24 protein-coding genes are annotated in these 22,786 nt (G+C 52.3%); 12 read left to right on the top strand and 12 right to left on the bottom strand.

Annotated elements, in window-relative coordinates; all coding sequences use genetic code 11:
- Positions 1-57 precede the first annotated feature (57 nt).
- Positions 58-1,071, top strand: coding sequence for a zinc-dependent alcohol dehydrogenase family protein (locus tag CKQ54_RS24560; protein WP_120163401.1), 1,014 nt, complete (start codon positions 58-60; stop codon positions 1,069-1,071).
- Between the two features lie 122 nt (positions 1,072-1,193).
- Here the strand turns inward: CKQ54_RS24560 and CKQ54_RS24555 are convergent, their stop codons facing one another.
- The 5 genes from CKQ54_RS24555 to CKQ54_RS24535 all read right to left on the bottom strand — a co-directional run bounded on the left by CKQ54_RS24555 (position 1,194) and on the right by CKQ54_RS24535 (position 7,526).
- Positions 1,194-1,985 (bottom strand): ABC transporter ATP-binding protein, encoded by a 792-nt coding sequence (locus tag CKQ54_RS24555; protein WP_113876484.1) that lies wholly within the window; start codon positions 1,983-1,985, stop codon positions 1,194-1,196.
- Between the two features lie 35 nt (positions 1,986-2,020).
- Complete coding sequence (locus CKQ54_RS24550) at positions 2,021-3,739, bottom strand: ABC transporter permease (protein WP_120163400.1); 1,719 nt, start codon at positions 3,737-3,739, stop codon at positions 2,021-2,023.
- 805 nt (positions 3,740-4,544) lie between these two features.
- Positions 4,545-6,416 (bottom strand): amidohydrolase, encoded by a 1,872-nt coding sequence (locus CKQ54_RS24545; RefSeq protein ID WP_120163399.1) that lies wholly within the window; start codon positions 6,414-6,416, stop codon positions 4,545-4,547.
- A 14-nt stretch (positions 6,417-6,430) separates the two neighbouring features.
- The gene (locus CKQ54_RS24540) at positions 6,431-6,991 is read right to left on the bottom strand and encodes an antibiotic biosynthesis monooxygenase (protein ID WP_120163398.1); all 561 of its coding nucleotides are present in this window, start codon (positions 6,989-6,991) and stop codon (positions 6,431-6,433) included.
- 118 nt (positions 6,992-7,109) lie between these two features.
- Complete coding sequence (locus tag CKQ54_RS24535; RefSeq protein WP_120163397.1) at positions 7,110-7,526, bottom strand: winged helix-turn-helix transcriptional regulator; 417 nt, start codon at positions 7,524-7,526, stop codon at positions 7,110-7,112.
- A gap of 132 nt (positions 7,527-7,658) precedes the next feature.
- Between CKQ54_RS24535 and CKQ54_RS24530 the strand changes: the two genes are divergently transcribed.
- On the top strand, positions 7,659-8,516 hold the full coding sequence (locus CKQ54_RS24530; protein WP_120163396.1) for an SDR family oxidoreductase: 858 nt from the start codon (positions 7,659-7,661) through the stop codon (positions 8,514-8,516).
- A gap of 70 nt (positions 8,517-8,586) precedes the next feature.
- Here CKQ54_RS24530 and CKQ54_RS24525 read toward each other — a convergent pair whose 3' ends face one another.
- A complete protein-coding gene (locus CKQ54_RS24525; RefSeq protein WP_112289685.1) occupies positions 8,587-8,844 on the bottom strand; it encodes a biofilm/acid-resistance regulator YmgB/AriR in 258 nt (85 codons plus the stop codon).
- 51 nt (positions 8,845-8,895) lie between these two features.
- Between CKQ54_RS24525 and CKQ54_RS24520 the strand changes: the two genes are divergently transcribed.
- A complete protein-coding gene (locus CKQ54_RS24520) occupies positions 8,896-9,144 on the top strand; it encodes a hypothetical protein (protein WP_112289687.1) in 249 nt (82 codons plus the stop codon).
- Positions 9,145-9,360: 216 nt separating this feature from the next.
- Positions 9,361-9,897 carry an AAA family ATPase gene (locus CKQ54_RS24515; RefSeq protein WP_120163395.1) on the top strand — a complete coding sequence of 179 codons (537 nt, stop codon included), beginning with the start codon at positions 9,361-9,363 and terminating at the stop codon, positions 9,895-9,897.
- On the opposite strand, the gene idi is transcribed toward CKQ54_RS24515, so the two are convergent.
- The gene (gene idi / locus CKQ54_RS24510) at positions 9,850-10,383 is read right to left on the bottom strand and encodes an isopentenyl-diphosphate Delta-isomerase (RefSeq protein WP_120163394.1); all 534 of its coding nucleotides are present in this window, start codon (positions 10,381-10,383) and stop codon (positions 9,850-9,852) included. The two genes, CKQ54_RS24515 and idi, sit on opposite strands and share 48 nt — an antisense overlap.
- 25 nt (positions 10,384-10,408) lie before the next feature.
- Positions 10,409-10,828, bottom strand: coding sequence for a MarR family winged helix-turn-helix transcriptional regulator (locus CKQ54_RS24505; RefSeq protein ID WP_112289692.1), 420 nt, complete (start codon positions 10,826-10,828; stop codon positions 10,409-10,411).
- Between the two features lie 156 nt (positions 10,829-10,984).
- Here CKQ54_RS24505 and CKQ54_RS24500 point away from each other — a divergent pair, with 156 nt between their 5' ends.
- From CKQ54_RS24500 to msrA, 8 genes are all read left to right on the top strand, one after another.
- A complete protein-coding gene (locus CKQ54_RS24500; RefSeq protein WP_120163393.1) occupies positions 10,985-11,572 on the top strand; it encodes a non-oxidative hydroxyarylic acid decarboxylases subunit B in 588 nt (195 codons plus the stop codon).
- Positions 11,573-11,621: 49 nt separating this feature from the next.
- Positions 11,622-13,052 (top strand): non-oxidative hydroxyarylic acid decarboxylases subunit C, encoded by a 1,431-nt coding sequence (locus tag CKQ54_RS24495; protein ID WP_120163392.1) that lies wholly within the window; start codon positions 11,622-11,624, stop codon positions 13,050-13,052.
- 29 nt (positions 13,053-13,081) lie between these two features.
- Entirely contained in the window at positions 13,082-13,309 is a 228-nt protein-coding gene (locus tag CKQ54_RS24490; protein ID WP_112289696.1) for a non-oxidative hydroxyarylic acid decarboxylases subunit D, read from the top strand.
- 378 nt (positions 13,310-13,687) lie between these two features.
- Positions 13,688-15,241, top strand: coding sequence for a peptide MFS transporter (locus tag CKQ54_RS24485; RefSeq protein ID WP_120163391.1), 1,554 nt, complete (start codon positions 13,688-13,690; stop codon positions 15,239-15,241).
- A 242-nt stretch (positions 15,242-15,483) separates the two neighbouring features.
- Positions 15,484-16,863 carry a glycoside-pentoside-hexuronide (GPH):cation symporter gene (locus CKQ54_RS24480; RefSeq protein ID WP_120163390.1) on the top strand — a complete coding sequence of 460 codons (1,380 nt, stop codon included), beginning with the start codon at positions 15,484-15,486 and terminating at the stop codon, positions 16,861-16,863.
- Positions 16,860-18,899, top strand: coding sequence for a glycoside hydrolase family 31 protein (locus CKQ54_RS24475; RefSeq protein ID WP_120163389.1), 2,040 nt, complete (start codon positions 16,860-16,862; stop codon positions 18,897-18,899). The genes CKQ54_RS24480 and CKQ54_RS24475 overlap by 4 nt, the downstream gene beginning before the upstream one ends.
- A 240-nt stretch (positions 18,900-19,139) precedes the next feature.
- Positions 19,140-19,646 carry a peptide-methionine (R)-S-oxide reductase MsrB gene (gene msrB, locus CKQ54_RS24470; protein WP_120163388.1) on the top strand — a complete coding sequence of 169 codons (507 nt, stop codon included), beginning with the start codon at positions 19,140-19,142 and terminating at the stop codon, positions 19,644-19,646.
- A gap of 18 nt (positions 19,647-19,664) precedes the next feature.
- The gene (gene msrA / locus CKQ54_RS24465; RefSeq protein ID WP_120163387.1) at positions 19,665-20,393 is read left to right on the top strand and encodes a peptide-methionine (S)-S-oxide reductase MsrA; all 729 of its coding nucleotides are present in this window, start codon (positions 19,665-19,667) and stop codon (positions 20,391-20,393) included.
- Positions 20,394-20,413: 20 nt separating this feature from the next.
- Here the strand turns inward: msrA and CKQ54_RS25635 are convergent, their stop codons facing one another.
- The 4 genes from CKQ54_RS25635 to CKQ54_RS24450 all read right to left on the bottom strand — a co-directional run bounded on the left by CKQ54_RS25635 (position 20,414) and on the right by CKQ54_RS24450 (position 22,693).
- Positions 20,414-20,575 (bottom strand): hypothetical protein, encoded by a 162-nt coding sequence (locus tag CKQ54_RS25635; protein ID WP_157960999.1) that lies wholly within the window; start codon positions 20,573-20,575, stop codon positions 20,414-20,416.
- An 81-nt stretch (positions 20,576-20,656) separates the two neighbouring features.
- Complete coding sequence (locus CKQ54_RS24460) at positions 20,657-21,223, bottom strand: YfaZ family outer membrane protein (protein ID WP_112289707.1); 567 nt, start codon at positions 21,221-21,223, stop codon at positions 20,657-20,659.
- Between the two features lie 199 nt (positions 21,224-21,422).
- Complete coding sequence (locus CKQ54_RS24455; protein WP_112289708.1) at positions 21,423-21,914, bottom strand: FidL-like protein; 492 nt, start codon at positions 21,912-21,914, stop codon at positions 21,423-21,425.
- A complete protein-coding gene (locus tag CKQ54_RS24450; RefSeq protein ID WP_120163386.1) occupies positions 21,911-22,693 on the bottom strand; it encodes a winged helix-turn-helix domain-containing protein in 783 nt (260 codons plus the stop codon). The genes CKQ54_RS24455 and CKQ54_RS24450 overlap by 4 nt, the downstream gene beginning before the upstream one ends.
- Positions 22,694-22,786 lie beyond the last annotated feature (93 nt).

The following is a 22,786-nucleotide window of genomic DNA, read 5'->3' as shown; positions in this document are numbered from 1 at the left end:
CTTTCTTTTGCGCTCTAACATGGCTTTATCTTATGCAGACAAAGTGGACGCAACGAAATGAAAGCATGGTTATTGAAAGATTTTGGTCTTGAAAATTTGCACCTCGAAGAGGTCGAAACACCGACGCCGGGGCCAGGTGAACTTCTGGTTAAAGTAGGTGCGGTCTCCCTTAATTTTCGTGATAAAGCGATTGTTGAAGGCTTTTATGAGCCTCATCTGGTTCCAAAACCTCTTATACCTGTCTCTGACGCCGCGGGAACCATTGTGGCCGTGGGCGAGGGGGTAACACGTTTTCGCACCGGCGATCGTGTCAACTCACATCTCTATTCGCGCTGGCTGGATGGCGAACCCGCAGCAGATGAACCCGCCTGGTGTATGGGTATGCCGCTGCCGGGAGGACTGGCTGAATATATGATTATTCACGAAGACAGCGCCGTCAAAGCTCCGGACAACATGACTGATGAAGAAGCGTCAACATTGCCTATCGCCGCGCTGACCGCCTGGTATTCGCTGATGGACATCGGTCATCTTCAGCCCGGCCAGACGGTTTTGGTGCAAGGTACCGGTGGGGTATCTGTTTTTGCTGCGCAGATTGCACATGCGTACGGTGCGAAAGTCATCGCCACGTCAAGCAATGACGCCAATCTTGAGCGGATCAAGGCGCTGGGCGCAGATGAGGGAATCAACTATAAAAACACGCCTGACTGGGAGAACAAAGTGCTTGAACTGACCGGGGGTAAAGGCGCCGATATTACGGTGGAAGTTGCCGGGGGTAACGGGGTTAATCAGTCGGTTGCCGCCACTAAAGTGGCCGGGACGATTGCTCAGGTCGGTTTTCTCACCGGACAGACCTCACAGCTTGATCTGATGCCTTTGATTTTCCGGCAGACGACGATACGCGGTATTGCTGTTGCACCGCGTTCATCCTTTGATCGCATGAATCCTTTCCTCACTGAACATAATATCAGGCCGGTCATTGAACAGGTGTACAGCTTTAGTGACGCGATCGAAGCGTTCAGACACCTCTCCCGTGGCGCATTCGGTAAAATCGTTATTAAGATTAGCGACTGACCGCCAGGAATTACGCTTTGCACACAACGTGGTATGACCCTCTGTCCCCGGATAATAAGGAACAGGGGTCATATCAGCATGATGAGTCTGAAGGTGAAAAAACTAGAGGATCAACAGCCGCTTCAAAGCTGCGTCGCCGTCAGCGCAATCTTATGATTCAAGGTATCACTGATTGTATCGACCCAGAGTTTGGTATTTTCCTGTGTACGGGTCTTGCGCGGAATATCGATTTTAAATTCATCTGTGATGGTACCGGGTGAACCCGTCAATAAGAGAACGCGATCACACAGCATCACGGCCTCTTCAATATCATGCGTCACCAGAATCATCGACTTGGTTTTAATATAGTGCTTCTCCCACAACTCCAGCAGATCCTGACGCAGCTTATGGCCGGTATAAATGTCGAGCGCGGAGAAAGGTTCATCGAGCAACAACAGCTGAGGTTCAACCGCCAGAGCACGTGCAAAACCAATCCTCTGGCGCATCCCGCCGGATAACTCTTTTGGATAGGCGTCCGCATAACCTGAAAGACCGATCAGGTCGATCATATCTACCGTCCTGCGGTTCACCTCACTGGCGGGTAAACCTAGCGCCTGCAGGCCAAAGGAGACATTACCAAACACGGTTAACCATGGGAAAAGCGCAAATGTCTGAAAGACCATACTGGTATCCGGGCAAGGGCCGGTGACGGGTTGGTCATTACACACGATGGAACCGAAGCTGCTGTCAACCAGCCCGGCAATCATGCGCAGTAAGGTGGATTTCCCTGAGCCAGATCGTCCGAGCAAGGCAACAATTTCATTTTCGCTGACCTCCAGATTGATGTTATCCAGAACGCATTGCGTATGTTTTTGGTCCTTCTGAAAGGACTTCGACACATTTTTAATTTCTAAAACAGTACGGGTATTTTTCATGTCATTATCTCTTTTTAACTTTATTTATAAGCGAGTTAGTCAAATTTAAACCGGGTTTCTGCAAAACGATAAAGTGGCTGCCAGATGAATATCACGCAAAGGGCAACCATAAAGCACATGGCAATGCAGCCCAGTGCAGCCTCAGGGTTTTGCCCGGCCTCGGTGGTGGTGGAAATGAATGCGCCCAGTCCGTTGGTTTTGAGAGTGACGTCGCCCCAGTTCAGTACTTCGGCAGCAATGGCAGCGTTCCAGGCTCCGCCGGCGGCAGAAATAATGCCTGTCACGATGTAGGGGAAAATGGCGGGCAAAATATACTTGCTCCACCACATCCAGCCTTTCACGCCAAAGACACGGCTCACATCCACCATCTGACTAGGGATAACAGACGCCCCGGCAATCACGTTAAACAACACGTACCACTGCGTACCCAGCATGATCATCGGGATTGTCCAGGCATTCAGACTTTGATGCCAGGTGATCAAAATGACGGTGACAATCGGATAGAAAACGTTAGACGGAATGGCTGCCATGATCTGAATCACGGGCTGGAAAATACGCACCAGTCGCGGACGCAGGCCGATCCATACGCCCAGCGGCGTAAAGATAACAATGCTTAGCAGCATGGCGATGATTACCCGCGCCGCCGTCAGTCCCATCCATTCAGGAAGCTTTGACAGATACTGGAAGGGCAGATAACCCCATAAAATATTGCCGTAGTACAAGCAGGCGACGGCAATCGCCAGATACCACAAACTCGCCCATAGCCAGTTGAGTAATCCGAGGAAATTAAACAGACGACTCAGCCCCAGCAGGTACCACGCCTTAGGCAATGTGAACAGCCAGAACTGGCAGAAGCGGCTGCCCAGTTTTCCCAGCAGCTGCCCGGTGAATGACCGCTGCAAACAGCTGTAAAACCAGGAGGTTGGCCGTTCAGCATAAGAGGTATCTTCATATTTAAACTGGCTGGCAAAGCGCACTAACGGGCGGAAAAGTAACTGGTCAAACAGCACGATGGTGATGACGAGAGCCAGCACGCCCCAGAGCACACCGTGGATGCTTCCGGCATCAATGGCCTGACCCAGAAACGATCCGATACCGGGCAGATTGACGTTATTGTTGCCGATAGTCAGCATCTCGGAGGCAATCAGCGCAAACCATGCCGCCGACTGAGACACCATGGTATTCCACAGCAAACCGGGGAAAGAGTAGAGAAATCCCAGCCGCCAGAATCGTTGCCACGGATTGCATTGAAACGCGCAGGAGACTTCGGTGAGTTCGTTCGGCACCACGCGTAAAGTCTGATACATCGTCAGCATCATATTCCACGCCTGCCCGGTAAATACGGCAAAGATGGCGAGCCCCTCAAGCCCCATAACACTGTGCGGATACAGCCCCAGGAAGAAAGCAGTGGTAAAGGTCAGGAATCCCAGGAGAGGAACGGACTCCATAAAGTTCACAAAGGGCAAAATAATGCGACGCATCGCAGCATATTTTGCTGCCAGCACACCAAATACGATGGTGAAAATGAGTGAGAACGCTAACCCAAACAGCAGGCGCATAGTGGTACGTAATGCGTAATAAGGTAAGTCTTTATAGTCTTGTGTGACTGGCGGCAGCGTGCTCCCGTCAAAAGGCGTGTGCATACCTTGCCAGCCATAAATCAGTAATCCTGCTAACAGACACAATATTGAGATGATAATCAGATCATTCAGGCCGAATTTATTCCGGCTCATCACTGGGGTGTTCTTCTGCATAACGTTAATTCTCAGTGGGAATTTTTATATCGATTAAAACCGATAAGCAGAGAGAATAGGGCGTAATTAATCCCTCCGGATAAATGGAGTTATTTATACGCCGTATTCAATTTAGAATAATGTTCATCACGGTAACAGTGTAAGACGTCGATACCGTAACGAACCTCGCCCTGTCAGGGGAGAAGACTGTCTATTTGCGATTTAATCGCACGCTGGTAATGTGTTGAGAAGTATTGCTTCAGGGTCTGAACGAAAGGAAAGGACCGCGGCGCCCTGGCAGTTGGGGCCGTAATGCTTTTATTGGCAAGCGTATCGCTGAAAGATGAAGAATGTGTAGTCTTCAACATCAATGGAAAAACAAATTTTTGTAACAGCATAGAGCACCTCGATATAACAGCATCGAAATAAAGATAATCTTCGCCCTTAATTTATCGGGCTTGTGGTTCTGATTATCCTTACAGACACTGACAGGTGCCGGGGATAATCAGGTGTTGGTCGGAATACCCGACGGGGGTTCATCGTTTAACATACACGTCCTCTTTAGATTTATTATTAAATGCAAGCGGATACTATCAGGTTAATATTAAACAGAACGTATATATACACACAATTGAGAAGACTTTCTCCGGGGTGTTAATTGGGCAGGATCTTTGGAAAGAAATAACGCCGTTTCGTGAGCAAAACTCAACAGAGCCTGATTGGTTATTGAATGGCATTATCAATATTATGTGCAGTGTTACTGAAGCGCAGTTACAGCGCCCGACGTCATATCGGGCGCTGATTTTTGTCACTCAGTCACGCATGATCAGAACGAGAAACACGAACATCCCAGCGCGCCCCAGAAGGCGTTGTCGTTGGACACCGGGACATCCGATCCGCGGGCGATGTCATGGCTATGTTTATGCACGCCACACGGACCGGCGCACTGATGTGCCTGACGAACCAGCCCGACGCGCGCGGCACCTTCTGGCGGGGCAGAGCGGTAATGGCCAGGCACTTTGGTGACCGGCGACCAGTCCGGTAAGACCGGGATTGCTGGCGGGGCGAGCGGTGAGAAACTGCCTGCCGCGTACACCACTTTGCCGTCCACGACGGTCATCACCGATTCAATGCCCTTGATGCGTTCTTCCTGCACACTGAAGAAATCCTCTGAAAGCACCGCCAGATCCGCCAGCTGTCCGGCTTTGATCTGCCCCTTTTTGCCCTGTTCGCTGGAGAACCATGAGCTGCCCTGCGTCCACAGCATCAGCGCGGTTTCGCGGTCGATGCGCGCATCGTCGTCGTACATCGCCATGCCGCCAACGGTGCGGCCGGAAACCAGCCAGTACAGTGCTGTCCACGGGTTGTAACTGGCAACGCGCGTGGCGTCGGTGCCCAGCCCGACCGGTAAACCGGCGGAAAGCATTTTCGCCACCGGCGGCGTATGTTTAGTGGCTTCGATGCCGTAACGGTCAGCGAAATATTCCCCCTGAAACGCCATGCGATGCTGAACGGCAATGCCACCGCCCAGCGCTTTCACGCGTTCGATATTGCGCTCAGTGATGGTTTCCGCATGGTCAAAGAACCAGTGCAATCCATTGAACGGAATGTCTTTATTCACCTTCTCGAAGACATCGAGCATACGGCTGATCGACTCATCGTAAGTGGCGTGCAGACGGAACGGCCAGCGGTGTTCCACCAGATGACGCACCACGCGTTCCAGCTCAACTTCGGTACCCGGCGGTAAATCCGGACGCGGTTGCAGGAAGTCTTCAAAGTCGGCGGCGGAAAACACCAGCATCTCGCCCGCGCCGTTGTGACGATAAAAATCTGTGCCTTGTCCCGGTTTCAGCATATCGGTCCACAGCTCAAAATCTTCCAGTTCATGCTGCGGCCGCTGGGTAAACAGGTTGTAAGCGATACGCACGGTCAGCTGATTTTTCTGGTGAAGCTCATCAATGATCTGATAATCCTCAGGATAATTCTGGAAGCCGCCACCCGCATCAATCGCGCTGGTCAGGCCGAGACGGTTCAGTTCGCGCATAAACTGGCGGGTGGAATTGACCTGCTGTTCCAGCGGCAGTTTCGGTCCCTTAGCCAGCGTCGAATAGAGGATCATCGCATTCGGTTTGGCGATTAACATACCGGTCGGATTGCCGTTGCTGTCGCGCTGAATTTCTCCGCCCGGCGGATTTGGCGTGTCTTTGGTGTAACCGACGACCTTCAGCGCGGCGCGGTTGAGCAGGGCACGGTCGTATAAATGCAGGATAAATACCGGCGTGTCGGGCGCGGCCTGATTGATCTCTTCCAGCGTCGGCATCCGGCGTTCGGCGAACTGAAATTCCGTCCAGCCACCGACCACGCGTACCCATTGCGGTGAGGGCGTGCGCAGTGCCTGTTCTTTCAGCATCCGCAGCGCATCGGCCAGAGAAGGCACGCCTTCCCAGCGCAGTTCCAGATTGTAGTTCAACCCGCCACGGATGAGATGCAGGTGGGAATCGTTCAGACCGGGGATCGCCGTGTGACCGTGCAGATCCACCACCTGAGTAGACGCATCCGCGAACTGCATCACTTCATTTTCAGTGCCGACAGCAAGAAATTTGCCGTCTTTAATCGCCACGGCGTTCGCCAGGGGTTTCTCCCGGTCAACGGTATGAAATTTGCCATTAATCAGGATCAGGGAAGCAAAACTTGTCATTGGAAAAGCTCCTGTCATTGCGCGGAAGTGCGCGTCAGCCATGAATGGAAAACTCGGGTAATCACTGGCATCCAGAGGAAAACCACCAGCGCAACCACGGAGGCGTCATTGAGCAAATGACCGCCTTCCGTGCCTTTCAGCTGTGGCAAAAATTGCACCCAAAACCAGGGCACAATGTGGGTTGAAGGGTAAATCACCAGCAAAGTCAGCAGATATTGTTTCCAGCGGGCAGGGGGACGAACTGTCGCACTCGGCGGGGTAAACCAGAATTCCGCGCCGGGACGCACTTCGGTGCTGTCGTCCTGCAACAGCAGCGGGCTTACTTCTGCCACCAGTTGTTTACGCAGTTCAGAGTTGTGCCAGGCGTTGAGATTTTCCAGCGTGTCGAAGCGCACCAGAATGGTGTACGGATCCCCGCTGCGGCTTGGACGGATGACGTTGACGCCCAGATGTCCCGGGAACGTGCTCGCCTGCGGCATGATTTTGTTCAGCCAGGCTTCGTATTGCGCCTCGCTGGCGGGGGCAATTTTGTGCGTAATGACGAGCGTAACGTGTTGCTTGTGGGACTGGGACATACATCACCTCAGCTGATTTAAATAAAAGCATTTATCGAATCAATGAAATGATGTTAGTCGGCGGGTTGAAACAATGATAGGTGAGAATTTTTGCGTTCTTGTTAAGATTTTTTGAGGGTTATTCTTCCCCGACCACACGCAGTTCGCGCTGCCTGAGAATGCGGTGCAGATTGAATTCCAGCCAGTCGGCCAGCCCGGCAACCTGGTCTTTCATCTCAAGTCCGAGAGGCGAGAGACTATACTCAACGTGCGGCGGCACCACCGGAAACGAATGCCGGTCAACAAAGCCATCTTCTTCTAACGCCTGCAGCGTTTGCGCCAGCATCTTTTCGCTAATGCCCCCGACTTTGCGGCGCAGTTCACTAAAGCGCAGCGTTTCGTCGCACAGGGCGATAAGGATCAGCAAGCCCCAGCGGCTGGTGACGTGGCGCAGAATTTCGCGTGATGGACAATTCGGATCGAGGACTTTCCCCTGACGGATTTGTTCTGACAGCGGCAGGCGTGCCTCAGCCGGGTCTGATGGAATTATTTTCATACTTACCTTTTGGTGCGTACTTACGAAAAGTAAGTGTATCGCATAGGATGTCTTCACGGCGACGAATTTCGCGTCTTGCAGAACATAAACCCACAATATGAACAGTGTGTCGAACCCTTCAGGAGAATAAATATGATCGCAGTTACCGGTGCTACCGGCCAGTTAGGCCGCCTTGTTATTGCCGCGCTTCTGAAAAAAGTGCCCGCTAATCAGATTATTGCCGCAGTGCGCAGCCCTGAAAAAGCCAAAGATCTGGCAGATTTAGGCGTTCAGGTTCGCCAGGCGGATTACAGCAAGCCGGAGACGCTGGATTCAGCGTTTAAAGGCGCAGAGAAATTGCTGCTGATTTCCTCAAGCGAAGTCGGTCAGCGCGAAGCGCAGCACAACGCGGTGATCGCGGCGGCGAAACGTGCGGGCGTGAAACTTCTGGCTTATACCAGCCTGCTGCACGCGGATAAATCTCCGCTCGGTCTGGGCGTGGAACACCGCGCGACCGAAAAAGCGTTAAGTGAATCCGGCATTCCTTTTGTCCTGCTGCGTAACGGCTGGTATACGGAAAACTATGCCGCGAGCATTGCACCGGCTTTGGCGCATAACGCCTTTATAGGTTCTGTCGGAGAGGGGCGGATTTCTTCTGCTGCCCGTCAGGATTATGCCGAAGCGGCGGCTGCCGTTCTGGTGCTCGGGGATCAGGGCGGGAAAATCTACGAACTGGCGGGCGATGAATCCTACACGCTGGCTGAATTCTCGGCGGAAATCGCACATCAGTCCGGCAAAAAAGTGGATTACGTGAATCTGCCGGAAGCAGAATTTGCTAAAGCGTTACTGGGCGCCGGTTTACCCGAAGGTCTGGCGAATATGCTGGCAGATTCTGACGCGGGCGCAGAGAAGGGCGGTCTGTTTGATGATTCTCATACATTGAGCAAACTGATTGGTCGTCCAACGACGCCGGTGAAAGACGTGATCGCTGCGACACTGAAATCGCTGTAATACGCTAAAGCTTCAGAAAGAAGTGAACACCGGCCTGCTAGCACTGTTACTTAACAGGCCGGTGTATTTGTTAAATTATGTCATCTTGCGTGGAGAGCAAAACCAGCTCCAGCAAATTACGGCAACCCTGCTGGTTGCTGACGTTAGACTCCTGCTCCAGCTGGCGCAGCAGCCCTTCAATAATCGCTTTATTGCTTACCGGATAGCCGTTGTTTAACAGCCCTGAAACGATGGTGCCGAGGATCTCGACTTCGCTTAATGTTGGCGTTTCACGGGTTTTGAAATAATCACTGATTTCTGTAACTGTTTGTTCTGCTTCGAGTTGCATGTAGACCTCCTCAAACTTTTCTGCGAATTATCATCGCCGGAAAAGTGCCTATTGCCAGTCAGAAAAGAGAATATTGTGAAGCGTTTCTTCACAATTGCCTTCCCTGTTCATCCCGTGATTATTTTGTACAAAAATAAAATCAGCCATGAAAAAAACCTTTGGAAGAAGGGAAATCCAATTTTTTCTTCCAAAGGCCAGGCTGAAACTGCCCGTAAAAGACGGACTAATGATGAAGCAGGGGTACAAGAAAGTTATACAATGATTGCAATTTTGTACAGGTATGGATGCGAAAAATCTTAAATAGTGTTGCTAGCAATGTTTAAAAAAGCACGAAATGCTCAATTTCATTTAAAGCGGTTACATTCACAGGACGCGTTAGTTTCATATGTAATGGTAAATAAGGTGACTTCTGCGGTTGTCTATTGCGTCTGTACAACAGTCCGCCTGTGCGGCAGAATAACTGCCCTTTTTTTCGCCATCCGGCGAATTCTGCAACAGCAGATCAGGAGTCTTGCGGTGAAAGTTAACGTCATAGGCACCAGCGGCAGTGGCAAATCAACGCTGGCACGCGGCATTTCTCAGAAACTGAATATTCCCTATATTGAACTGGATGCGTTGTTCTGGCGGGCTGACTGGCAGGGTACGCCTGACGAACAATTCTTTGCCCGCCTTGAAGAAAAAATGGCAGCCAGCGATAGCTGGGTGATCGATGGAAATTACAAACGCTCGCAACCGGTTAAATGGCGCAATATTGATCTGATCGTTTGGGTGGATTATTCGTTCGGGCGCACGTTGTTTCAGGCAGTGAAACGGGCGGCTACGCGTGCGTGGGGCGGGCAGGAAATCTGGGCGGGAACGGGAAACTACGAGACGTTTCGCAAAAGCTTTTTCAGCCGGGAGTCGATAATTCTGTGGACGCTGAAAACTTACAGGAAAAACCGCCGCCAGTATGAGGCGTTAATTCGTGACCCCGCATGGCAGCATGTTCGCTTCGTGCGTTTACGCTCACCCCAGCAGACTGAGGTTTTTCTCAGTGATCTGACCCAGTTGTAACACCATCCACGGGCTGAAGGCCCACGGCGTCGTGCGCACGCTGCTCAGCAAATCTTCCGGTTTCACCCACTGATAATCCATCACTTCAGACTCGCGCGGTGCCGGTGTCTGGCCGGTGAAAGCGGTAAAAATCGGGCAGAATTCATTTTCGACAATGCCGGAAGCATCGGTGGCGCAATACTGAAATTCATCCACCAGCGAGGCGATGTTTTCCACGGATAATCCGATTTCATACTGACAACGGCGCAGAACCGCCGCCTGCAGGGACTCGCCGGGCAACGGATGCCCGCACACCGAATTCGTCCAGACTCCCGGCCACGCGACTTTGCCTAGCGCACGGCGCGTCAGCAAAATCTCGCCACGGTCATTGCGGATGTAACAGGAAAACGCCAGATGCAGCGGAGTATGTCCGGAATGCACCAGCGCTTTGTCCATGGTTCCCGATGGCTGATGTTGTCCATCCAGCAACACGACTTCTTCAATCATAAAAACTCCCGTGACTCCTCAACCTTCAGTCTTCTGTTTCCAGCATTTGCTTAAGTAAACGCACCAGATGCCGCTGATCGTCAGGAGATAATCTTGCCAAAAACTCAGTATCCACCTGCTCACCGACAGGCTGAGTATTCGCCAGAACGGCTTTTCCCTCTGCGGTCAGCGTGATAAAACGCCGGCGCTTATCTGCCGGATCGGCCTGACGCACTAACAGCCCGCGTGATTCCAGCCGCGACAACATTTCTGCCAGGGTGGCCTTACTGCTGATCGCCACACCGGTCAGTTGTACCTGTTCAATTCCCGGATTTTCAGCAATCGAGCGCAACACGGCGTACTGCGGTTTGGTCAGTTCCGGGATGCATTGCTGCCAGCGCGCAGTGTGCTGCTGGAATACCTTACGCATTATGTGAAAGGCTTCCTGTCTCAATTGTGTGCTCATCATCGGTTTCCGCTGTTCTTATAGGTCTCCGGCTATTTTAGCAACCTATGAGGAATGAATGCGACAGACCATTGCGGTGATTTGAAAAGGAGTATAAGGTAAAAATCATTCGTATACGAACGAAATGTTCAAGGTCATGATCTGTGTGAGGCTGAAATGAGACTGATTGTAGGGATGACGGGCGCGACGGGTGCGCCGCTGGCGGTGACACTGTTGCAGGCGTTGCGGGATATGGACGATGTGGAAACACATCTGGTGATGTCGAAATGGGCGAAAACCACGATTGAACTTGAAACGCCGTACACCGCACGTGAGGTGAGTGCCATGGCGGACTTCACGCACAACTGCGCCGATCAGGGAGCCACAATTTCTTCCGGCTCATTCAAAACGGACGGCATGATCATCATCCCGTGCAGCATGAAAACGCTGGCGGGGATCCGCGCCGGATATGCCGAAGGGCTGGTCGGGCGCGCGGCAGATGTGGTGCTCAAAGAAAACCGCAAACTGGTGCTGGTTCCGCGTGAAACCCCTCTCAGCACCATTCACCTTGAAAACCTGCTCGCACTTTCCCGCATGGGGGCCGCAATCGTGCCGCCGATGCCGGCTTACTACAACCACCCTGAAACCATTCAGGACGTGACAGACCACATTGTGACCCGCGTGCTCGACCAGTTTGGCCTTGAATATCATCGGGCTAAGCGCTGGGCCGGGTTAACGCCCAAGAGTGACGGTGTCACTAATTAGTTTCTAAAACGTGTTAAATCTACTACGTACCAAGTACAGGAGAATCGAGATGGCTTTTGATGATCTGCGCAGTTTTATGCGCGCACTGGATGAGAACGGACAACTGCTGAAAATCACCGAACAGGTGAAAGCGGAGCCGGATCTGGCCGCGGCGGCGAATGCCACAGGCCGTATCGGCGAGGGCGCACCTGCGCTGTATTTTGACAATGTGGAAGGGTTTACGGACGCGCGTATCGCCTTAAATACGCTGGGGTCATGGCCCAATCATGCCATTGCCATGGGGTTGCCGCCTTCCACGTCGACCAACGAGCAGATTGCCGAATATATCCGCCGCTGGGATACGTTTCCGATCACACCTGAACGTCGTAAAAATCCGGCGTGGGCAGAAAATACCGTCGACGGGGAAGACATTAACCTGTTCGACATTCTGCCGCTGTTCCGCCTGAACGACGGCGACGGTGGTTTCTATCTCGATAAAGCCTGCGTGGTGTCCCGCGACCCGACCGACCCGGACAGCTTCGATAAACAGAATGTCGGCATTTATCGTATGGAAGTGAAGGGCAAACGTAAGCTCGGGCTGCAACCGGTGCCGATGCATGACATTGCGCTGCACTTACATAAAGCGGAAGAACGCGGCGAAGATTTACCGATAGTCATCACACTGGGTAATGACCCGATCATTACGCTGATGGGCGCAACACCGCTGAAATATGACCAGTCGGAATATGAAATGGCGGGCGCATTGCGTCAGGCGCCGTATCCGATCGCGACGGCACCGCTGACTGGTTTTGACGTGCCATGGGGTTCAGAAGTGATCCTCGAAGGGGTGATTGAAGGGCGTAAACGCGAAATCGAAGGGCCGTTCGGCGAATTCACTGGACACTATTCTGGTGGCCGCAATATGACCGTGGTACGTATCGATAAAGTCTCTTACCGCAATAATCCCATTTTTGAATCCCTCTATCTCGGCATGCCATGGACCGAAATCGACTACCTGATGGGACCAGCCACCTGCGTGCCGCTGTATCAGCAACTCAAAGCCGAATTCCCGGAAGTGCAGGCAGTCAACGCCATGTACACCCACGGTCTGCTGGCAATTATCTCCACCAAAAAACGGTACGGCGGTTTTGCCCGTGCCGTGGGGCTGCGCGCAATGACCACGCCGCACGGTCTGGGGTACGTGAAAATGGTGATTATGGTCGATGAGGATGTGGATCCGTTCAACCTGCCGCAGGTGATGTGGGCGCTTTCCGCCAAGGTCAATCCGGCGGGCGACCTGGTTCAGCTGCCGAATATGTCCGTGCTGGAACTGGATCCGGGGTCATCGCCGGCGGGGATCACTGACAAACTGATTATTGATGCCACAACGCCGGTCGCGCCGGATAACCGCGGTCATTACAGCCAGCCGGTACGCGATTTACCAGAAACCAAAGACTGGGTCGCCAAACTCAATTCCATGCTGGACGGGCGCAAAGCCTGAACATTCATTAAAGATAGTAAGGAGTGATTATGATTTGTCCACGTTGTGCCGATGAGCATATCGAACTGATGGCCGTGTCCCCGGTGAAAGGTGTCTGGACCGTGCATCAGTGCCAGCGTTGTTTATACACCTGGCGTTCTACTGAACCTCTGCGTCGCACCAGCCGCGAACATTATCCCGAGGCGTTTAAGATGACGCAGGCAGATATCGACAATGCGCCGATGGTGCCGTCGATCCCGCCACTTCTGGCGGAGTAATGTGACTTTCTCCTCCCTCTGAAAAGAGGGAGTGAGAAGCTTCAGAAGCCGTTTTTACGGAAATTCATCTGAACATAAATTTTCCGCATATAAACAGTTTAGGTAAGCTCTAAGAAAATTCCTGAAATCAAGCAGTTAAAATTCTATTTCCCTGAAAACTCCCTTCTTTTTTCTCCTCAATAGTCCCGCATTTTTGCCAACATAAACTCTGTAAAGGTAGACAGTTGTCGACTTTTCCTCTAAAAGTTCTGCAGTTCTCGCCAGACAAAACTAGTTTCGAATGGCAAATAATAATTTCTGAATGTTAAAGAGCGGCGAAATGATAACCGCCAGGCATTGAGATTTTACAAACACTACGACACACCTTTTGGAGAGTTTATGCATTCCTCTGATCACAAAAACGAGAGCCGGACGTTCTTCGGTCATCCTTATCCGCTGGGTTCTCTGTTCTTCACAGAAATGTGGGAGCGGTTCTCGTTTTACGGTATCCGTCCTTTACTGATCCTGTTTATGGCAGCGACGGTGTATGACGGCGGCATGGGACTGGCGCGTGAAAATGCATCGGCCATCGTCGGTATCTTTGCGGGCTGTATGTATCTGGCGGCGTTGCCGGGCGGATGGCTGGCAGATAACTGGCTGGGACAGCAAAGAGCAGTCTGGTACGGCTCAATCCTGATTGCGCTGGGTCACCTGTCGATTGCCTTGTCGGCTTTTATGGGCGACAACCTGTTCTTCATCGGCCTGATGTTTATCGTACTGGGTTCCGGCCTGTTCAAGACCTGTATCTCGGTCATGGTAGGCACGCTGTATAAGAAGGGAGATGCACGCCGTGACGGCGGTTTCTCGCTGTTCTATATGGGCATCAACATGGGGTCGTTTATTGCACCGCTGATTTCCGGCTGGCTGATAAAATCGCATGGCTGGCACTGGGGCTTTGGTATCGGTGGTATCGGTATGCTGGTGGCGCTGATTATCTTCCGCGTTTATGCCGTACCGGCAATGAAACGCTATGACAGCGAAGTCGGTCTGGATTCCACCTGGAACAATCCTGTCGCGAAGAAAAACGGCGTCGGTGCCTGGTTGCTGGCGCTGGCCGTCGGTGTGGCTGTCGTTGTAACGCTGATTGCGCAGGGCGTGATCGTCATCAATCCGGTTGCTGTCGCCAGCGTGCTGGTGTATGTGATTGCGGCATCCGTTGCCCTGTACTTTATCTACCTGTTCCTGTTCGCCGGACTTAACCGCAAAGAGCGCGCCAGACTGCTGGTCTGCTTTATCCTGCTGGTTTCCGCTGCGTTCTTCTGGTCTGCGTTCGAGCAAAAACCAACCTCGTTCAACCTGTTTGCGAATGACTACACCAACCGCATGATCGGCGATTTCGAAATCCCGGCGGTCTGGTTCCAGTCTGTCAATGCGCTGTTTATCATTATGCTGGCACCGGTATTTAGCTGGGCGTGGCCAATGATGGCGCGTAAAAACATCCGTCCGAGCAGCATCACCAAGTTCATCATCGGTATTTTGTGCGCAGCGGCAGGCTTTGGCCTGATGATGCTGGCGGCGCAGAACGTGCTGAACAGCGGCGGCGCAGGTGTTTCACCATTCTGGCTGGTGGGCAGTATTCTGATGCTGACGCTCGGCGAACTCTGCCTGAGCCCGATAGGGCTTGCGACCATGACATTACTGGCACCGGAAAGAATGCGCGGTCAGATGATGGGGCTGTGGTTCTGTGCCAGTGCGCTGGGTAACCTGGCAGCGGGCCTTATTGGTGGTCACGTGAAAGCCGATCAGCTGGATATGCTGCCTGATCTCTTTGCGCGTTGTTCCATCGCGTTGCTTATCTGTGCCGCAGTATTGTTCGTGCTGATTATTCCGGTACGCAGAATGCTGGAAAACGCACAGGCCAGTTCAGAACAGAAACCTGTCACTCACGCCTGACGGACAGTGATGTGATTATCGACCCGTAACCGGTTGGTACAGTAAACAGAAATGAGGTGGTCTTCGGACTGCCTCATTTTTTTTTATCCTATCCATGTTACCGGTATCACATTAATCAAAAAACATAAGAAATTTATAACATCTCGCAATTGTGACTGCCTTTTAACCATTCTATAACAAGTCCTCGGGCCACGGACGGACTGACTTTTTTGTGTTTAACCCTACAAAAGGCAGGACGAAAAATGACGGCGAAGTTATCCGTAAAAGAAAAAATCAGCTACGGTCTGGGGGATATGGCGAGCCATATTGGTCTGGATAACGTGATTATATTTTTGACGTTTTATTACACCGATGTCGTGGGATTACCGGCGGTTTTCGTCGGGACAATGTTTCTGGTCGCCCGCGTGGCGGATGCGATTGTTGACCCTGCAATGGGGCTGATCGCCGATCGCACGCAAACCCGTTTTGGTAAGTTCCGTCCTTATATTCTCTGGCTCGCGCTGCCGTTTGGTGCCAGTTGTTTACTGGTTTACGCGGTGCCTGAATCGCTGTCTTTGGGCGGCAAAATGGTTTATGCCAGCGTCACGTATTGCGTGATGATGCTGATGTATACCGCCATCAATATTCCTTACTGCTCGATGGGGGCGATCATCACGCCGGATAACACCCAGCGTATTTCTCTGCAATCTTACCGGTTTTTCCTCGCCACGCTCGGCGGCGCGATGTCCACGTTCCTGATGATGCCGCTGGCAGAAATGATGGGGGGCGGTAATAAGCTCGACGGCTATTTCGGCGCGATGGCCATCATGGCGTCGATTGCCGTGGTGATGTTCCTGCTGTGTTTTCTCAACACCAAAGAACGTATCAGCGCACCGCCAACGCACGAAAATTTCCTCTCTGATTTGCGCGATTTAGTGCGTAACGATCAGTGGCGTGTGGTCGCGGCGCTGATCTTCTTCAACATCTCATTCGGCGTCGTCCGCCTTGGCGCGATGATGTATTACGTCACTTATTATCTTGGCAATGCCAGCTACTTTATGTGGCTGCTGGCGGCGCACATTATCGGTAAAAGTCTCGGCAGTTTGCTGGTCAAACCGCTGACCCGCAACCGCAGCAAACTGGCGGCGTTTACGCTGTGCGCCATTCTGACCGGCTTGCTGAGCATGGCGATATTCTTCGTTCCTGCGTGGATTTCCCTGCTGGTCGGCATGACGTTGCTGGTGTCCACGTTCTATCAGGTCACGACCACGCTGATGTGGGTGATGATGTCGGACGTGGTGGATTACGGCGAATACAAACAAGGCAAACGCATGGACGGCACGGTGTTCTCGACCTTGCTGGCGATCCTCAAAATGGGGATGGCGGTGAGCGGGGCAGTCGTTGGCTGGACCCTCGGCATGAGCGGTTACGTGCCGCACGCCGCGCAGCAAAATACTGCCGCGATGCTGTCAATTATCGCGCTGTTCTCACTGGTGCCGGGCGTGTTGTCGATGTTCAGCGCGCTGTCGATGCGTTGGTACAAGCTTAACGACGCGACCATGAAACAGATTAACCAGTCCAAAATTTCACGGGAACACGAGCCTGTCCCTCAGGCCACCTTGCATACACAGGAGTCCGCATGAGCGAATTAATCGCCGAAAAGAACCGTATCCTCTGGCATTTCGATCAGCAAACGCTGGTGATTGAACCCTGGGGTGAAAACAGCCTGCGCGTGCGTGCTACCTGCCGGCCTGAACTGAATGAACATCTTTGGGCGCTGCTGCCGCAAACCGAACAGCCGCAAACTGACATCAGCCGCGGCACAGAAACGCTGAGCATCCGCAACGGCAACATAATGGCGACGGTGAATATCAAAGGGCAGCTGGCGTTTTATAACCAGCGCGGTGAGCTGATCCTTGAGGAGTTCTGGCGTCAGCGTTCCACCGTCGGCATCGGCGCGACGGAGAAGAGTCAGGACAAATACATCAGTGCGCTGAAAATGGATGCGCGCGAATTTAAGGCTATTCCCGGCGGCAAGCATCAGCTCACCGTGCGTTTTGAGTCGCGCCCCGACGAGAAAATCTACGGCATGGGGCAATATCAGCAAAGCTGTCTGGATCTGAAAGGCTGCACGCTGGAACTGGCGCAGCGTAACTCGCAGGCCAGCGTACCCTTTATGCTTTCGAGCCTTGGCTACGGCATGCTGTGGAACAATCCGGCAATTGGCGAGGCGACGTTCGGCAAGAACATCACCCGCTGGGAAGCGCAGGTCACGGAGCAGATGGATTACTGGATAACCGCCGGTGACACACCGGCTGACATCATGCATCAGTATGGCCGCGCGACCGGTACTGCGCCGTTAATGCCGGAATACGCCACCGGTTTCTGGCAGTGCAAATTGCGTTACCGCACGCAACAGGAAGTGCTGGAAGTGGCACGTGAATACAAGCGCCGTCACCTGCCGATTTCAGTGATTGTGATCGACTTCTTCCACTGGCCGAATCAGGGCACCTGGTGTTTTGACCCGGTGGACTGGCCGGATCCGAAAGCGATGGTCGCGGAACTGAAATCGCTGGGCATCGAAACGATGGTCTCGGTCTGGCCGACGGTGGACAGCCGCACCGATAACTACAAGGAGATGAAATCCAAAGGTTATCTGGTGAATACCGACCGTGGCGTCTCGGTGAATCTGGACTTCCTCGGCAATTGCACGTTCTTTGATGCTACCCATCCCGGCGCCCGTCAGTTTGTCTGGGAAAAAGTGAAGCAGAACTATTATGAACTGGGGATCCGCACCTTCTGGCTGGACGAAGCCGAGCCGGAATACCGCGCCTATGATTTTGATAACTATCGCTATCATTTAGGACCGGTGCTGGAGGTGGGGAACATCTACCCGCAGAAATTTGCACAAGGTTTTTACGACGGCCTGCAACAGGAAGGCGAGCACGAAATCGTCAATCTGGTGCGCTGCGCCTGGGCTGGCAGTCAGCGTTACGGCGTACTGGCGTGGTCGGGCGATATCCATTCCTCCTTCCACGCGCTGCGCAATCAGATAGCCGCCGGACTGAACATGGGACTGGCGGGTATCCCGTGGTGGACGACAGATATCGGCGGTTTCCAGGGTGGTAACGTCAATGACCCTGCGTTTCAGGAACTGCTGATCCGCTGGTTCCAGTGGGGCGTATTCTGCCCGGTGATGCGTCTGCACGGTTACCGCGAACCCCAAATCCAGCCATCAGAACCGTGGCGCGACGGCATCGCCCAATGCAACAGCGGGGCGCCGAATGAAGTGTGGAGCTACGGCGAAGAGAATTACCAGCTGATGAAAAGCGGCCTGTTCCTGCGTGAAAAACTGCGTCCTTACATCAGCCGCGTCATGCAGCAAGCCCACGAGAGCGGCGATCCGGCGATGCGCACGATGTTCTACCAGTATCCCGATCAGGCTGAAAGCTGGCAGGTGGAAGATCAATACATGCTCGGTGCCGACATTCTGGTTGCGCCGGTGCTCTACGCGGGTCAGCGGGAGAGGGACGTGTGGTTACCGGCGGGAGAGATGTGGGTGGCGCTTAATGGGGAACAGTATGAAGGCGGAAGGGCGATTACGGTCGCCGCGCCGATGAGTGAAATCCCGGTTTTTGTGCGGGAGGGTACGAAGGTGAAAGCAGAACTTGGTATTTGACCTGCTCCTCCCCCTGCGAAGGGGGAGGCGGGGAGGGGGTTTAGCAGACAACACCCATCTTCGTATACACTCTGACCTTAGTTTTTGACCTTAATACCCCACCCCAACCCTCCCCTTCGCAGGGGAGGGAGTTAACCCAATTCCCCATTTATCACAAAACTGTTAACTCTCCGCGAGGATTCCGTAACCCCTCGGCTTGTAGTCTGATGCCATCGACAACAACCGGCACGGTGGCAAAAAATGATTAACAGACGCAATTTCCTGCTGGGCAGCAGTGCGGTTTCCGTGGTCGCGGTGATGGGGCTGATCCCATCTTTTTTCCCACGTAAAGCGGATGCTCAGGCCAAAGCCGAAAAGTTTGAATTCACCCTGACCGATGAGCAGTGGCATCAGAAGCTGAACGATGACCAGTACCACATTTTGCGCGAGGCGGGCACCGAACGGCCTTATTCCAGCCCGCTGAATAACGAACATCGGGCGGGCGAGTTTGCCTGTGCGGGTTGCAATCTTCCTCTCTTTTCCTCAGCGACCAAGTTCGACAGCCATACAGGCTGGCCGAGTTTCTGGAAGCCGTTACCCAATGCCGCGCTGACCAGCCGGGATACCTCGTTTGGCATGGTGCGCGATGAGGTGCATTGCCGTCGCTGCGGCGGGCATCTGGGACACGTATTTGATGACGGTCCGCAGCCAACCGGCCTGCGTTATTGCATGAACGGGCTGGCGATGACGTTCACCCCCAAAGCTTAATCAGTCAGGACATTCACAATGAAAAATGCATCTAAAAAAGTGCGCAGCTTGCGAAATTACAGCCTGATCGCCGGACTGGTGCTGGCTTCAGCCTTTGCCTTTCAAAATAACGCCTGGTCGTGGGGCGGTGGCGCAGAACCGGCGGTGGTGATCCCGGCACCGGCAAAAGATGAGCCTGCGCGAACGTCGCACAGCGAAACGGCGCTGTTTGCCGGTGGCTGTTTCTGGGGGATTCAGGGCGTGTTTCAGCATGTGAAAGGCGTGACCAGCGCGGTGTCGGGGTATGCCGGAGGCGAGGCGCAAACGGCCAGCTATGAGCAGGTGAGCAACGGCGATACCGGCCATGCAGAATCTGTGAAAGTGACGTTTGACCCGACTCAGGTGACTTACGGCGAATTGTTGCACATTTTCTTCTCGGTAGGGCATAACCCGACGGAGTTAAACCGTCAGGGACCGGATACCGGCAGTCAGTATCGCTCGGCGGTTTTCCCGCTCAATCAGGCGCAGGCCGACGTGGCAAAAGCGTACATTGCCCAGCTCGATGCCAGCCACAGTTACAGCGAACCGCTGGTGACGAAAGTGGAAAACAATGCATACTTTTATCCGGCTGAGGCTTATCACCAAAACTTCTTAAACGATAACCCGGACTATCCGTACATTGTGGTGAACGATCTGCCGAAAATAAAAGATTTGAAACAGCATTTCCCGGCGGATTATCGTGAACAACCGGCGCTGGTGAAGCAGTAGCCCGCTTAGTATCAACGGTATCAACGGCCGTGATGATGGCCGTTTTTTGACGGCATCGGCTGATGATGATGCGCATGATCATGATGAGGATCGTGGTGGTGGCCGTGAGGACCCGCCATCACACATCCGGTCAGTGAAAATAATAATATGGCGGAGATTACCAGACGTAATAAGGCTTTCATTCTTACACCCTGAAAAATAGAGAAGAGAGCACCTTCCCTAAAAATGGAATATGCACTCTTCGCAGGAAATTAAATGTTAAATCAGAAATCCATCTCAGCGCCTAAATATGCGCCATCAATGATGCGCTCATTAGGATTCCCTGCTGTTCCGTCAAGGCCGATATAACGGTAGCCAGCTTTGACTTTCACAGGTGCAAACGGTACCCAGCTGAATCCGGCATCCGCTTCGGTATAAGATTTCACACGATTGCTTAATGCATCTGGTGCACTGTAACCCTCGGCATAAAATGCCAGGCTATCGGTGAAGGGGACGGTAATACCGCCGCCGACGGGAAATGCAACACCTTCGTTATCAGACGTTGAACCCTGCATGTAAAGGGCTTTTGCACCCAGATTAATCATTGCCGGGCCAACAGGAATATTAAAGCCTGTGGCCGCACCGCCGATCTGACGACCATTTTTCGTGTTCTTCGCCCAGTTACCGTCGATATACAGGCCCGATGTCTGACGACCCATGCCGGCGTTTAGTTCAGTGAAATCTGTGCCCGCTTTTGCACCGAGTTCAACAGCCTGAGTCTGGCCTGAGAAAGCCAAAAATACGGCCATTACACTGCCAGCGACAGTCAGTTTGATTGTGTTCTTACGCATTTGTTTACCTGTTGATTAAGTGTTCGGCTCTGAGCGGTCTTTGCCGTTCTGCCGTCAGACGGATGTTCCGTCCGTGAGGAGCTATCACACACTCAGGCACAGCCAGCATCAATTTATATGTCAGATGATGTGATAAATAGGTTTTTATCCTTTAATATTTTAATTAATTAGATAATTAACCTGAAACAGGAGGCTGGCTTCAATACGCGACACAGACGAATTGCGGCGAATACGTGCTGCTGACCACGTAAGCCTGGTCACGAATCCGCCTGACGCCGATGTTTAGAGAGGCATTATCACCGGTATTCTCCAGCCACATCTGGTCGAAATCAGCATCTGGTGTGGTATCTAAAGGTGACGGCGTCACTTTATCAATAGTGAAATGATAGGTCTTATTATCGACTTTAACACCATGACTGAGATAAACAGTACGTTCAAGATATGTACTGCCTTTTGCCGATTTCACATCCCCCTCGTACTGAATAATGCCCTTGTTCTTATCGTAAAATTGCAGGCTTTCCACAACGGAAAAAACCAGTTGTCCCTGCTCAATATCCATATTCACTTTGCCGAAAGCTTTACATTTTAAAGTCGGAATATCTTTAGATGGCCATAAATACAACATGCCCCCCGCGATAATACAAACCGCGATAACGGATGTATAGAACCACTTCTTCTTAATCATGATCATTGGCCGACCCACTTATAGTGATAGAAGTTATCACACGAAATAATTTCTTTATTATTGCCAAGGGTGCATAAAGACAGCAGCGTTCTGGCATTGTTTTGATACGAATAAGGTAACTCGCTGTTATAGATGATGACATTGCCTTTATTGCACGTCAGATTATTGACTTTCAGCGTGTGGCTGACCCGCTCAAGCACCGCAGGTTTCTCATCATCCGAAATATCTTTCAGGAAAATAATATCGCAACCAGTGTCAGGTTGTTTTATTTCAGTGATGCCGTTGGTGGCATCTCCGTTTTTCCATGCACTCATTGACACGCCAGCCAGAACCAGCAGGCAGAGCAGGATCAAAAGGACGCGCCGGGCAGGTTTGACAGTTGCAGATAAAGCAGCAGGTATTGGCGGCAGTACCGCAAGCGGAGTAACAGAGGCCGGTTCCACAGGCGGCACTGTTTCAAGGCGACGCACACTGACTGCCGGGTTGAGTTTAAAACCGACTTTCGGCAGGGTAACGATCAGTTCGTGGCAATCTAATATCGCCAGATTGCGGCGGACAATACTCACGTACTGATTTAGATTATTGCCCGAAGCGTGCAGACCGTGGTTGTCCCAGACGGTTTCGAGCAGATATTCCCGCGTCAGATCCCGTCCTTCTGATGAAAGAAACTCTTCCAGCAGACGTGCCGCCGGAAGTGGAAGTTTAATGACATCCTGACTGGCGGCATAATACAGCGTGCCATCATCTGAGTTGAATTCAATTGCTTTATCAATGAGATATTTCATCTTGCCCTGATTGAGATGAGTAAAACTACTCAACACTCTGTCGGAATTAAAAAACGCTTCAGATTAATAGTATACAAGCTAAATTTTGCCTGC

The organism is Rahnella variigena (assembly GCF_003610915.1).
In the GTDB taxonomy this organism is placed as follows: Bacteria; Pseudomonadota; Gammaproteobacteria; order Enterobacterales; family Enterobacteriaceae; genus Rahnella; species Rahnella variigena.
The sequence above is the reverse complement of the archived record's forward strand: the minus strand, read 5'-3'. Positions and strand labels throughout refer to the sequence as shown.